This is a genomic window from Candidatus Brocadiaceae bacterium (assembly GCA_012728835.1).
In the GTDB taxonomy this organism is placed as follows: domain Bacteria; phylum Planctomycetota; class Brocadiia; order SM23-32; family SM23-32; genus JAAYEJ01.
Genome location: JAAYEJ010000016.1, coordinates 1 through 12018, shown reverse-complemented (window position 1 = coordinate 12018; position 12018 = coordinate 1). Strand labels below are relative to the sequence as shown.

The window sequence follows — 12018 nt, the reverse complement described above, 5'->3', positions numbered from 1 at the left end:
TGCGTCCTCCGCGGTCCATTCCGTAGAGGAGATCCGTTCTCCGCGTTCCCTGCGTCCTCCGCGGTCCATTCCGCAGAGAAGGTCTGTTCTCCGCGTTCCCTGCGTCCTCCGCGGTCCATTCCGTAGAGGAGATCTGTTCTCCGCGTTCTCTGCGTCCTCCGCGGTCCATTCCGTAGAGAGAGCCGCTCAGTCGCGCGGGAACTGCAGGATCACGCCCATCTGGCTGCCGCGGTCCGCGATCAGGTCGGCGTAGGCCTTCGGGTCGTTGTCGCCCCGGCCGCGACGGAGCGCGGCCCTCCACTTGCACGGACGCCCCGGGCGAGGACGCCCGGGGCGACCCGTTGGGAGGCGCGCGTCCGTATGGATCCGTGTGCGCCCTTGCCGCGATCCGATGGTTCGCCTACGATGGACGGGAGGCCGGGCGCGGCCGGAGGCGGCTGCGCGCGCAGAAGCCGTGTGTCCGCCGCCAGGGGGTGCGAACCTGTGAAACGAAGACGCGTCATCCAGTGGTGCCTGGCACCGGTTGTCCTCGTGGTGATCGGCCTGGGGTGGAAGTACCCGTTGCTCGGGTTCGCCGTGCCCGTGGTCATGATCACGGGGATGATCGCCGCCCTCTTCCGGGGCCGCTACGTCTGCGGGAACCTCTGCCCCCGCGGGGCGTTCCTCGACCGCGTCATCCGCCCGCTGAGTCCGCGCCGGCCCATCCCCGACAGGCTCCGCAGCATGGCGCTGCGCTGGGTGCTGCTGGTCCTGCTGATGGGGTTCATGGTCTTCCGCATCTCGCGGAACCCCGGCGACGTCCGCCACTGGGGGCACGTCTTCTGGCTCATGTGCGTGGTCACGACGGCGCTGGCCGTCGTGCTGGGGCTGCTGGTCCACCCGAGGGCGTGGTGCGCGTTCTGCCCGTCCGGCACGATGCAGAACGTGCTGGGGGGCGGGCGGCGGCCGCTCCGGATCGACGCGCAGTTGTGTATCGACTGCAAGAAGTGCGAGAGGGTCTGCCCGTTCGGGCTTCTCATCCGACAGGACAAGGGCGTGGGCGCCCTTCAGACGCGCGACTGCCTGAAGTGCGGCGAATGCGTCGCCGCCTGTCCCAAGGACGCCCTGGGCTGGTAGGCAAGGGGCCGGAACGCGCCCGCAGGTCAGTCGCGCGGGAACTGCAGGATCACGCCCATCTGGCTGCCGCGGTCCGCGATCAGGTCGGCGTAGGCCTGCGGGGCGTTCTCAACCGGCTCCCGTCGCGTGGCCAGGCTCTCCACCTCCACGTCGCGGTTGGCCAGCATGTCGGCGAACAGCTCCCGGTCGCGCAGTTGCGTCCAGGGGTTCCCGAGGCTGGCGGTCAGCGGATGGGAGCCGTTGTGCGCGCCGATGATCGTGTGCGACGGCCCATTGCAGAGGTCGTGGAAGTCGAAGGACTTCGTCGGCCGCAGCGGGCTGGACAGGACGACGAAGCGCCCCTGCGGATGCAGGAGGTCGAACTCCTTCGGGAGCACGTCGCCGTTGCCCGTCAGCTCGAACACCAGGTCCGCCAGGCGCCCGGCGGTGGCCTCCGAGACGGCCGCCTTCGGGTCGTTGTCGCCCCGGACGCGCACGTAGCCCGGCTGATCGGGCAGGAAGCCGAGCCGGTGTTCCGAGATATCGACGCCGAGGACCGGCCGCGCGCCGGCGAAGTGACAGAACCGCGCCGTGAGCTGGCCCAGCAGGCCCATGCCGTAGACGACGGCCGACTCGCCGAACCTCAGTCCGCTGCGCCGCACGCCGTTCAGGCAGATGATGGCCAGGGTGCTGAAGACGGCGGCCTCGTCCGACACGTCGTCCGCGACGGGCCAGAAGCTGTCCACGCTCTGCTTGACGACGGCGGCGTGGGGCGCCCGGCTCGCGACGCGCCGGCCGAGGAGGTCCCCGGACACGCCCTCCCCGACCTCGATCACGGTGCCCACGTTGCTGTAGCCGGGCCGGCTGGGGTACTTGCCGTACTCGGTCCAGATGCCGCCGCGCGGCTGGTCGCCCAGCAGGGCCGACAGCTCGGTGCCGGTGCTGATGAGCGTGCAGTGGGTGCGGATGAGCGCCTCGCCGGGGCGGAGTTCGGGCATGGGGCGGTCCTCGACGACCACCTGCCGGGGGGCGGCGAACACGACGGACGGGTTGGCGGCCATGGTGCCTCCTGCGGTTCGGGGAACGGCGTTCGGTGCCGCGCAACAGGATAGCGGGTGCCCCCGCGATCTTCCAGCACACGGGGCGGCGCCGCGGCGGCACCCGTCCGCCTGCCGGCTCACTCGTCCGCCCGACGCAGGATCGCCTCCACCTCCGGAGGGCTGTCGCACGCCAGGAGAGCGGCCCGCACCTCCGGGCGCACGACGATCCGGGCGATCCCGGAGAGCACCGTCAGGTAGTCGTCGTAGAACCCCTCGGGGCTGACCAGCAGGAAGACGAAGTGGACCGGCGGGGCGTCCGGCGGGCCGAACGGCACGCCGTCCGGGCAGATGCCCAGGCAGCCGATCATGCCGGGGAAGCCGCGGACGGTCACGTGCGGACAGGCCGTCGCGCAGCCCACGTGGGTCGATCCGACCTCCTCCCGGGCCAGCGCCCGGGCGATGAGGCGGTCGCGCCACTCGGTCGGCACCTGGCTGTGCGTCACGAGCGTGTCGACAAGCTGTTCGATGGCGTGCGCCTTGTCCCGGGGCCGCAGGTTCACCCGGATCATGCTGCCCCAGAAGACGTCGCGCAGCCGGATGCCGCTGCTCTTCTTGCTCAGGACCATCGCCAGCGGGTTCGCGACGACGCCCGCGATCCGGTCCGGGATGGAGCCCTCGAAGTGCTGAACCGCCCGCCAGTGGCTGGGGGCGCCGAGCACGACGAGGTCGCGGGCCCGGATGTTGGCCACGATCCCCGAGACGGCATCGGCCGCCACGGAGACGTCCACGGAGTCCTCCACGCCCATGGCTTCGGCGTAGATGCGGGCCAGGTCGGCGGCCGGGCCGGAGCCGTCGCCGCCCGGCCGGACATGCACGGCATGCAGGCGCACCGCCCGCGCAGCCGCCAGTGCCCGGGCCACCCAGAGCTGCTGGAGGACGTGCGGGCCGCCGCTCATGGGGATCAGCACGCGATCGGCAGCCTCGGGGGCCTCCGCACGAACCAGCACGGCCGGCACCTCGAGCTTCAGCGCCTGGGCCATCACGTGCTGGAGTTCGTCCGGCGCGGTCCATCCGGCCACAAGCATGGCGGGCGAGCCCTCCGGGCCGGGCGGGGCCTCGCCGGTCCCGCGCAGGTTCCGCACCCGCGCCCCGGCCGCCGCAGCCAGGGCGTCGGCGCACCAGCGCAGGGCATGGTGGGGGTGCCCCTCGGCCAGCAGGTCGATGACCGGCGAGCCGGGCCGAAGTCTCAGCCTGGCCATGTCACGCTCCGAATCGAAAGGGCCGGCCGGATCGTCTCAAAGCTCGACCTCGCCGCTCGCCTCCGGCTGGTGGACCAGTTCCTCCACCACGAACCGCCGCTTGCCTGCGGGCACCTCCCACTCGATGGTCTGCCCCACGCGGCTGCCCAGGAGCGCCAGACCGATCGGCGCCAGAACGGAGATCTTCCCCTCCGTGAAGTCCGCCTCCCCGGGCCACACGAGCGTGCAGACCAGCGTGTCATCCGAATCAAGGTCGCGGATCCTCACCGTGGACTTCATCGTCACCACGTCCGCAGGCACGCGGGCCGAGGGGACCTTGCGGGCCCGCTCCAGCTCCCCCATCAGGAGGTCCGCGTCGCGCGCCATCGCAGCGTCGGCCGCGCTGCCGACCTCCACGGCCAGGTCGGACAACCGGGCATGGTCCTGATCCGTCAGAACGATCTTCTCGGTTGCCATAGACACCACCTTTCCGCCAACTGTCTGAAAGACGACCCTCACCGATGATAATCGCCGGCCGACTCCGGTTGATAGAGGAGACCGGCGATCTCATACCGCCGCTCCTCGTCCGATCCGTCGGCCCGGACGGTGTCGCCCACACGTCGGCCCAGCAAGCCCGTGCCCAGCGGCTGGAGGACGGACAGGTTCTCCGGAGCGTCGTCCTCCTCGGTGGGGAACACCAGCCGACGCACCGTGCTCCGCCCGGAGGCCGTCCCGACCAGGCGGACGCGCGAGTTCATCGTCACCACGTCGGGCGGAACGGCCCGCGGGTCCACAACGCGGGCCGCCGCCAGTTCGCCCTCCAGTTCGTCCAGGTAGGCCGCGCTCTCGGCGCCCCCGAAACTGCGCGCAACCGCCGCCAGCTCCCGCACGCGCGCCAGGTCGAAGCTGGTGATGTAGACGGCCCGCCGCCGGGCGTCCGGCACGGGCCGCGTGGGCCCGAGGCCGGCCATCCGCATGAACGTCTCCTTCACGTTGCGCACCTGCCGGGCAACGTCCCGGGCCCGGCCGGGCGGCATCCAGTAGCCGACGAACGCGCTCAGAACCCCCTCGAAGCTCAGGGCCAGGTGCAGGGGCTGCAGCCGCTCGCCGGCGCCCTGCTCGATGCCCCGGTCCAGGATGCCGGCCACCATGTCCAGGTAGCGCAGGTAGAGGCTCCGCACGTCGTGCGACAGCGCGTCGGGGTCCGGATACGCCCCGGGGGCCTGCTCGCACGAGAACAGCACCAGCAGCAGGCGGTGCCGGCGGAACTCCGCCAGCCGCCAGCGGATGAGCGCCTCCAGAGCGGCCTCCGCATCCGGCTGCGGCAGGAGCGACTCCTTCAGGTGCTTCAGCATGCCCTGGGCCACGTCCCGCACGACCGCCGCGTAGACCCTGTCCCTGTTCCCGAAGAGGTTGTAGACCGTCCCGACCGACACGCCCGCGTGCCGCGCGATCTTCTCGGTCGTGGTCGCGTGGTACCCGTCGGACGTGAAGACCTCCCCTGCCGCGTCCAGCACGGCACGTCGCCGCAACTCGGCCTCCCGCTTCCTGCGCGCCCTTGTTGTCGGCTTCTGGACCCGCGGCACCGCGAGCGCCTCCTGAAGACTTCCTCAATGAATGACACACTCTTCATCATACCCCCTGCCCCACCCGTGTCAAGTCCGCCGCGGCACGGACCAACACGGACGGACACGCCCGCGGCGCCACGGCGCCGGAGGGGCACGCTCCGTCGTGCCCGGTCCGTGCGTCTGCCCGTCCCGTGCTTGTGCCCCCCCGGCCATCCCCGGCCGCGACGGAGCGCGGCCCTCCACTTGCACGCATGCGACCACGCCGTTGGAGGGGCACGCTCCGTCGTGCCCGGCCGTGCGTCTGCCCGGCCGTGCGTCTGCCCGTCCCGTGCTTGTGCCCGCCCCGGCCATCCCCGGCCGCGACGGAGCGCGGCCCTCCACTTGCACGGACGGACTCCGTTTGTGCCCGGCCGTGCCCGCTCATACACGCCCCGCTCCGAAGCGCGCCGGTCCATGTTCGTCTGCGTGTGCGCGGCAGCGCCTTGACGGTGGCGCGGCGCGACGGTACTCTGGCGGGCAGTGTCTGCGGGAACGCAACGGACCATCAGCCCCCGGGAAATCGCCGCATGTCGCGACGCCGAACCTCACTGCGAACCGCGGCCCTGTTGACGCTCTGCGCGGTTGCCTTCGGCTCGGTCGGCTGCAGCACGCTCCGCCAGGCCGGACGCACGGCCGGCCGCTATCTGAAGTATCGCGCCGAGGACTGCGCCGACACCGTGGACATCGGCCTGACGTTCACGCGCAAGCCCAGGCTGGCGGTCTACGGCTGCTTCGCCTCGGTCTGGTGCCTGGGCTACGCCAACCTCGACGCCCGCTTCCTCGGCGTGGGCGGGGGCTGGGTCGGGTCGGTGAAGCTCAAGGCCAACTGCCGCGGGATGTCCTACACCGGGCGGGAGCAGATCATCTGGTCGAAGAACGCACGGTGGCGTCACTACTCGCATCCGATGGGGCTGGACGCCGTTCTGGCGGGCACGCGGATACCGCCGCCGGCCTACTTCCCCGCCTGCACGCACTACATCCATGTGGGCCCCGTCGGCGCGGTGGCGAACCTCCGGTACGCCGAGATGCTGGACCTCATCCTGGGCTTCACCACGTTCGATCTGGCGTGCGACGACGGGCTGGAGAGGGGCGACTGGTTCTTCTACGATTAGGCTCTGTCTGAGAATTCGTCGTCGGCCCGAGGCCGAGCGAGAAGCCGGCCGGAGCCGGAGGGATTCTCAGACAGAGCCTGACCACCGGCGGCCGGTCCCGGCACCTCCCCCCTCAGTAATCGCCCCGCCAGGGCCATCGGCTCATCGTGCGCCCGTCGTCCCGGGCCAGGTCGATGTACGCCCAGCCCAGCATGAAGTCCAGCATCTCCATGTAACGCGCGTTGGCGACGACCCCGAAGAACCCCACGTGAAGGTAGTGGATGCAGGACGGCATGTAGGCCGGGCGGGACTGCAGGATTGCGAACGTCGGCAGCCCCAGCACGCCCACATACTGCCGGTTCAGGGTGGTCGGGTCGCCCTTGTTGAAGTCGCCCCACGCGTGCGTCTCATGGCCCAGGACGAACAGCCCCCAGCAGCGCTGGTAGTGCCGCGTGAAGCCGAGCCGACCGCCGCCCAAGCCCAGGAAGTAGCCGTCGACGTAGCTGAGGCCGCCGGGGGAGACGGAGACGCCGTTGGCGTAGAGCGCCAGCCCGGGCTTGATCGAGAGGGTCACCCCGAAGTCGCCCAGGTCCAGCAGGTCCTCGCCCCGATGCCGCAGGTAGGTGCAGCCCTGCGACAGGGCCAGGACGAGGGCGAGCGCCGCGGCGAGTGCCGCGCGACCGGCCCGGCGGTGTCCGTCCATCGTTCGTTCCCTCCGTCGAGTGTCGCGTCCGCTCTCTGCATGCACGCGTACCGCCATGGTAGGAACCGGCGGCGGGCAGAATCAAGGGATGCGTCCCGCAGGCCGCCTGGAGGCCCGGAACGCCCTGGACGCAGGCGGTGGAATCCGGCAGAATGTCCCGCGTTCTCGCGTCACAAGTGCAGGGGACTTCGCATGATCCGAATCGCGATTGTCGGGACGGGCGGCATGGCCAACACCCATGCCCGGGCCTATGCGGACATCAAGGGGTGCAAGCTCGTCGCCGCCTGCGACGTGGTCCCCGAGCGCGCCAGGGCCTTCGCCGAGCGCCACGGCATGCCGCACGCCTTCAGCAACCTGGACGAGATGCTGGCCGAGGTCGAGTTCGACGCGCTCAGCAACGTCACGTCCGACGCCGCCCATGCGCCCGTCTCGCTCAGGGCCATCGCGGCCGGCAGGCACGTGCTCTGCGAGAAGCCGCTGGCGACGAACTACCCGGACGCCCGCAGGATGGCGGCCGCTGCAAAACGCAAGGGCGTCGTCAGCATGGTCAACTTCTCCTACCGCAACTCCGCGGCCATCCACCGTGCGCACGACATGATCCGGCGGGGCGACATCGGCCGCGTCATGCACGTGGAGGCGAGCTACCTGCAGAGCTGGCTCACGTCGAGCCACTGGGGCGACTGGCGTTCGGGCAGCGCCTGGCTCTGGCGGCTTTCGACCGCGCACGGCAGCAAGGGCGTGCTCGGCGACATCGGCGTGCACATCATCGACTTCGCCTCCTACGCGGCCGGCGACATCCGCTCCGTCAACTGCCGCCTGAAGACCTTCCCGAAGGCCAGGGGCGACCGGATCGGGGAGTACAGGCTGGACGCCAACGACTCGGCCGTCATCACCGTCGAGACGGCCGACGGCGCGATCGGCACCATCCACACCACGCGCTGGGCGACGGGCCACAAGAACTCGCTGCTGCTGCGGGTCTACGGCGAGGAGGGCGGCATCATCGTCGACCTGGACAGGTCCTACACCGAGCTGCAGGTCTGCCGGGGCAGGAACATCCGAACGCAGGAGTGGTCGACCGTCCGGTGCGCGGCCACGCCGACGATCTACCAGCGGTTCATCAAGAGCATCCGCACGGGCGTCAACGACCAGCCGGACTTCGCCCGCGGCGCCGCCGTTCAGAAGGTCCTCGACGCCTGCTTCGAGTCGGACGCCGAAGGCCGCGCCGTCAAGGTCTGAACGGCCCTTCCGCTCCTATTGCACGTCCCGCGCAAAGTGCTCGATGATCTCCAGCGGCAGCGGCGGCACGTCCATCGGCTCACTCCCGTTGCGGAGCGATGCGGCGGCCTGGCAGCCGGCGGCGACGCTGAACCGCGCGGCCACGGGGCTCGTGGAGACCTTCGCACCGTCGCGCACGTAGCGCACGAACTCGTCCACGATGGCCGGGTCCGCGCCGCCGTGTCCGCCGGACACGGCCGGGATGGGGAAGCGTTCGTCGCCTTCGCCGTTGTAGTGCGCCCGGCGGTTCCAGAGCCGGACCTCGCAGTGCCCCGGCGAGTCGCCGAAGTTCTCGATGCGGCCCTCGGTGCCGATGATGGTGTAATTGCGCCAGCCGTCCGGTGCGTAGTGGCATTGCTGGTAGGAGCAGAGCACCCCGTTGTCGAGCGCCATGAGCATCATGTTCAGGTCTTCGACGTCGATGACGGGATTCAGGCGCGTCTGGGACAGCGGGGGCCAGTTTTCCATGCGCCAGGACACGTCGGGCGGCTCCTCGGGGGACCGCCGATCGGTGATGCGGTCGTAGAGCGTCAGGGCGCCCATGGCCGTCACGCGGCACGTGTAGCCGCCGCAGAGCCAGTGGAGCACGTCGATGTCGTGCGCGCCTTTCTGCAGGAGCAGGCTCGTCGACTTGCTGCGCTCGGCGTGCCAGTCCTTGTAGTAGGCATCGCCGCCGTAACCGACGAAGTGCCGGCACCAGCCCGTCTTGACCTCGCCGATGGCGCCGCCGTCGATCAGTTCCTTCATCCTCCGCACGAACGTCATGTGGCGCATGTTGTGGCCGGCGTAAACCTTGCGGCCGGTTTCGTACGCGGTGCGCAGGATGCGGTCGCAGCCGGCGATGGTGATCGCCATCGGCTTCTCGAGGTAGACGTGCTTGCCCGCGCAAAGGGCGGCGACGGCGTGCTCCTCGTGGAGGTAGTCCGGCGTGGTCACGAACACCACGTCGACGTCGTCGCGGTCCAGGATCCGGCGATAGTCGTCGGTGACGAAGGTCTCCGGGCCGCAGCGCTCCTTGAGTTGTTCGAGCGCGGCCCGCCGCACGTCCGCCCCGGCCACGATGCGGACGCCCTCATCCGGCTTGTGGGCGTGCCAGGCCAGCCGGCCGCGTCCGCCGGCGCCGATGACGCCGATTCTGAGTTCCGTCGGTGGCATCGATCCTGATCCTCCGTTCGATCGGGCCGTCAAGTTACCCAGAGCGAAGACGCTACCCGGACGCGCAACGGCTTTCAACCCTCCTTCTCGCCCGCGGGCGAACGCTTGGGAGCGCCGGGCGGGCGGGGACGGCCGTGCCTGCCCATTGGGGCCGGGCACGACGGAGCGTGCCCCTCCAGCGGCGTGTCGCGTCCGTGCAAGTGGAGGGCCGCGCTCCGTCGCGGCCGGGAGCGTCAGCCAGCGCGGGCACGACGGAGCGTGCCCCTCCAGCGGCGTGAACCGTCCGTGCAAGTGGAGGGCCGCGCTCCGTCGCGGCCGGGGATTGCGCGGGGGATCCGTTCGGTTTACATGCGGCCGTCCGGTCCGCTATCATGGTGCGTGACCCACCTGCGGGCTCAGGGTCCGCGCGCGACGGAGAGACAGATGAACAAGGGTGTCTGCGAGAAGTGCCGAGGGCGGGTGCCCATCGAGCACGTGATCGAGGACGGCAAGGTGTACGTGCGCAAGAACTGCCCGGACTGCGGCCCCACGCAGAGCCTGGTCAGTTCCGACGCCGAACGCTGGCAGTGGAAGCGCCGTCTGTGCCGCTACGAGGCCCCCGAGACGCTGTCCTGCACCCTCCACTGCGAGTCGTGCGGCCTCGACCATGCGCCGCGCCTTGTGTTCGTCGACGTGACGAATCGGTGCAACCTGAACTGCCCCATCTGCCTGGCGAACGTGCCGGGCATGGGCTTCGAGTTCAGCCCCCCGCTGGAGTACTTCGAGCACCTGTTCAAGGTGGTGGGCACCTGGGACCCGCCGCCGCGCGTGGAGCTTTTCGGCGGGGAGCCGACGGTACGCAAGGACATGTTCGAGATCGTGCAGATGGCGCGCGACAACGGCCTGCCGATCTCCGTCGTGACCAACTCCATCCGCGTGGGCGACGAGGACTACTGCAAACGGCTCTGCGAGGCCAACATCGACCTGCTTCTGGCATTCGACGGGCGCGACCCCGAGATCTACGAACGCATGCGCGGCAGCACGAACGCGTACTACAGGAAGCTCGACGCGCTCGAGAACGTGCGGAAGCACTCGAAGCGGAGGCACACCGTCGTCTGCACCCTGGCCCGGCAGTTGAACGACGACAAGATGCGGGACCACTTCGAGTTCCTGCACGGCTACCGGTCCGTGATCCGCCGCCTGTTCTTCATCCCGCTGGCCGAGCTGTGGGAAGGCGACAAGTATGAGACGCGGGTGATGACGACGCTCGAGGACGTCGAGCACATCCTGGAGGACGCCCTCGACTGCGACGACATCCAGTTCCTGCCGGTGGGCGCGTTCAGCTTCTTCGAACCGGCGCACCGGTTCTTCAGCGACAGCCGCGTGCGGTTCTCCAGGGTGCATCCGAACTGCGAGTCGGCCACGGTCCTGATCTCGGACGGCGAGCGGTTCCGGCCGCTCGGGCACTACCTGAAGCGCCCCCTTGCGGAGCTGGCCGACGAGATGATCGGCCGCGCCGTCAAGATCAACCCGCGCCTGGAGAAGCTGGACGCGGCCCGGCCCTGGCAGCGCCTGCGCGGGCGCCTGCTCGCCCTCCGGACGTTCGCCCCGCCGCTGCTGCGCAGCCTGGACTTCCGCCGGATCCTCAAGGGCGGCCGCATCGGCACCTCCCTGCGCATCCTCTGGGGCCTGCTGAGAGGGCGCAAGCTCAAGCACCTGCTGCGCGAGCACACGAACGTGCAGGAGACGGTGGAGGTGACCACCCTGCCGTTCGAGGAACCCCACTCGCTCGAATCCGAACGCATGCAGCGCTGCGGAGCGATGTTCGTCTACGTCGACCCCGACACGGGCGAGGTCCACACCGTGCCGTTCTGCATCTGGTGCCTCTACCGGCACGACACCATGCGCCGCATCGCCGACCACTACGCGGCGGCCGTCGAGGCATGAGAGCCCGCTGAAGAGCGGGACGTCGACGTGCGTGGCACAGCCCCCCAAGAGCACGGCCGGGCACGACGGAGCGTGCCCCTCCAACGGCACGTGAGGAGAACACAATGGGTACTGACAGGCCGAAACGAAAGACCCCCGCACATCTGCCCGCGATCCAGCGCTTCAACACGTCCATCGTCGTGTTCGTCACGGTCTGCACCGCCCGGCGAGCACCGATCCTGGCCCGTGGGCGTGCCCACGAAACCCTGCTGTCGGCTTGGCAGGAGGCACGCCTCTGGGGCGTCGGACGGTACGTGCTCATGCCCGACCACATACACATGTTCTGCTCACCCATGGAGTGGGAGTGCCCCGCCCTTGGCGAGTGGATCAAGTACTGGAAGAGCATCGTTTCGCGGAAGTGGCCATGGCCTGACGAGCACCCGATCTGGCAAAGATCCTTCTGGGATCGGCAGCTTCGTACGGGGGAAAGCTACGCGGCGAAGTGGCACTATGTCAGGCACAATCCTGTCCGTAAGGGATTCGTCGCGACGCCCGACGAGTGGCCCTACCAGGGGGAGATGCACGTTCTCGAGTGGCACGACTGACGGCCGGGCACGACGGAGCGTGCCCCTCCAACGGCGTGAACCGTCCGTGCAGGTGGAGGGCCGCGCTCCGTCGCGGCCGGGGATGGCCGGACCGGGCACATGCACAGGCGGGCAGACACACGGCCGGGCACGACGGAGCGTGCCCCTCCAACGGCGTGAACCGTCCGTGCCGGTGGAGGGCCGCGCGCCGTCGCGGCCGGGGATGGCCGGACCGGGCACATGCACAGGCGGGCAGACGCACGGCCGGGCACGACGGAGCGTGCCCCTCCAGCGGCGTGAACCTTCCGTGCCGGTGGAGGGCCGC

General features: G+C 70.1%; 11 protein-coding genes. 5 read left to right on the top strand and 6 right to left on the bottom strand.

Annotation, left to right across the window (positions count from 1 at the left end; all coding sequences use genetic code 11):
- The first annotated feature begins 405 nt into the window (after positions 1-405).
- Positions 406-1116, top strand: coding sequence for a 4Fe-4S binding protein (locus GXY85_02655; GenBank protein ID NLW49729.1), 711 nt, complete (start codon positions 406-408; stop codon positions 1114-1116).
- A 26-nt stretch (positions 1117-1142) separates the two neighbouring features.
- On the opposite strand, the gene GXY85_02650 is transcribed toward GXY85_02655, so the two are convergent.
- The 4 genes from GXY85_02650 to GXY85_02635 all read right to left on the bottom strand — a co-directional run bounded on the left by GXY85_02650 (position 1143) and on the right by GXY85_02635 (position 4905).
- A complete protein-coding gene (locus GXY85_02650; protein NLW49728.1) occupies positions 1143-2156 on the bottom strand; it encodes a zinc-binding dehydrogenase in 1014 nt (337 codons plus the stop codon).
- 116 nt (positions 2157-2272) lie between these two features.
- Positions 2273-3394, bottom strand: a complete 1122-nt coding sequence (locus GXY85_02645; protein ID NLW49727.1) for a PTS sugar transporter subunit IIA — start codon at positions 3392-3394, stop codon at positions 2273-2275.
- 36 nt (positions 3395-3430) lie between these two features.
- Positions 3431-3850 carry a nucleoside diphosphate kinase regulator gene (rnk, locus tag GXY85_02640; protein NLW49726.1) on the bottom strand — a complete coding sequence of 140 codons (420 nt, stop codon included), beginning with the start codon at positions 3848-3850 and terminating at the stop codon, positions 3431-3433.
- 38 nt (positions 3851-3888) lie between these two features.
- The gene (locus tag GXY85_02635; protein NLW49725.1) at positions 3889-4905 is read right to left on the bottom strand and encodes a TetR family transcriptional regulator; all 1017 of its coding nucleotides are present in this window, start codon (positions 4903-4905) and stop codon (positions 3889-3891) included.
- 602 nt (positions 4906-5507) lie between these two features.
- Between GXY85_02635 and GXY85_02630 the strand changes: the two genes are divergently transcribed.
- Complete coding sequence (locus GXY85_02630; GenBank protein NLW49724.1) at positions 5508-6092, top strand: hypothetical protein; 585 nt, start codon at positions 5508-5510, stop codon at positions 6090-6092.
- Between the two features lie 112 nt (positions 6093-6204).
- On the opposite strand, the gene GXY85_02625 is transcribed toward GXY85_02630, so the two are convergent.
- Positions 6205-6774, bottom strand: a complete 570-nt coding sequence (locus GXY85_02625) for a hypothetical protein (protein NLW49723.1) — start codon at positions 6772-6774, stop codon at positions 6205-6207.
- A gap of 192 nt (positions 6775-6966) precedes the next feature.
- Between GXY85_02625 and GXY85_02620 the strand changes: the two genes are divergently transcribed.
- The gene (locus GXY85_02620) at positions 6967-8010 is read left to right on the top strand and encodes a Gfo/Idh/MocA family oxidoreductase (protein ID NLW49722.1); all 1044 of its coding nucleotides are present in this window, start codon (positions 6967-6969) and stop codon (positions 8008-8010) included.
- 15 nt (positions 8011-8025) lie between these two features.
- Here GXY85_02620 and GXY85_02615 read toward each other — a convergent pair whose 3' ends face one another.
- Positions 8026-9204 (bottom strand): Gfo/Idh/MocA family oxidoreductase, encoded by a 1179-nt coding sequence (locus tag GXY85_02615; GenBank protein ID NLW49721.1) that lies wholly within the window; start codon positions 9202-9204, stop codon positions 8026-8028.
- A 423-nt stretch (positions 9205-9627) separates the two neighbouring features.
- Between GXY85_02615 and GXY85_02610 the strand changes: the two genes are divergently transcribed.
- Positions 9628-11130: a radical SAM protein gene (locus GXY85_02610; protein ID NLW49720.1), complete on the top strand. Its 1503-nt coding sequence runs from the start codon at positions 9628-9630 to the stop codon at positions 11128-11130.
- Positions 11131-11234: 104 nt separating this feature from the next.
- Positions 11235-11714, top strand: a complete 480-nt coding sequence (locus GXY85_02605; protein ID NLW49719.1) for a hypothetical protein — start codon at positions 11235-11237, stop codon at positions 11712-11714.
- Positions 11715-12018 lie beyond the last annotated feature (304 nt).

Coding starts and splice junctions, on each gene's coding strand:
- GXY85_02655 (NLW49729.1), top strand. CDS start 406: ATGGACGGGAGGCCGGGCGCGGCCGGAGGCGGCTGCGCGCGCAGAAGC.
- GXY85_02650 (NLW49728.1), bottom strand. CDS start 2,156: ATGGCCGCCAACCCGTCCGTCGTGTTCGCCGCCCCCCGGCAGGTGGTC.
- GXY85_02645 (NLW49727.1), bottom strand. CDS start 3,394: ATGGCCAGGCTGAGACTTCGGCCCGGCTCGCCGGTCATCGACCTGCTG.
- rnk (NLW49726.1), bottom strand. CDS start 3,850: ATGGCAACCGAGAAGATCGTTCTGACGGATCAGGACCATGCCCGGTTG.
- GXY85_02630 (NLW49724.1), top strand. CDS start 5,508: ATGTCGCGACGCCGAACCTCACTGCGAACCGCGGCCCTGTTGACGCTC.
- GXY85_02625 (NLW49723.1), bottom strand. CDS start 6,774: ATGGACGGACACCGCCGGGCCGGTCGCGCGGCACTCGCCGCGGCGCTC.
- GXY85_02620 (NLW49722.1), top strand. CDS start 6,967: ATGATCCGAATCGCGATTGTCGGGACGGGCGGCATGGCCAACACCCAT.
- GXY85_02615 (NLW49721.1), bottom strand. CDS start 9,204: ATGCCACCGACGGAACTCAGAATCGGCGTCATCGGCGCCGGCGGACGC.
- GXY85_02610 (NLW49720.1), top strand. CDS start 9,628: ATGAACAAGGGTGTCTGCGAGAAGTGCCGAGGGCGGGTGCCCATCGAG.
- GXY85_02605 (NLW49719.1), top strand. CDS start 11,235: ATGGGTACTGACAGGCCGAAACGAAAGACCCCCGCACATCTGCCCGCG.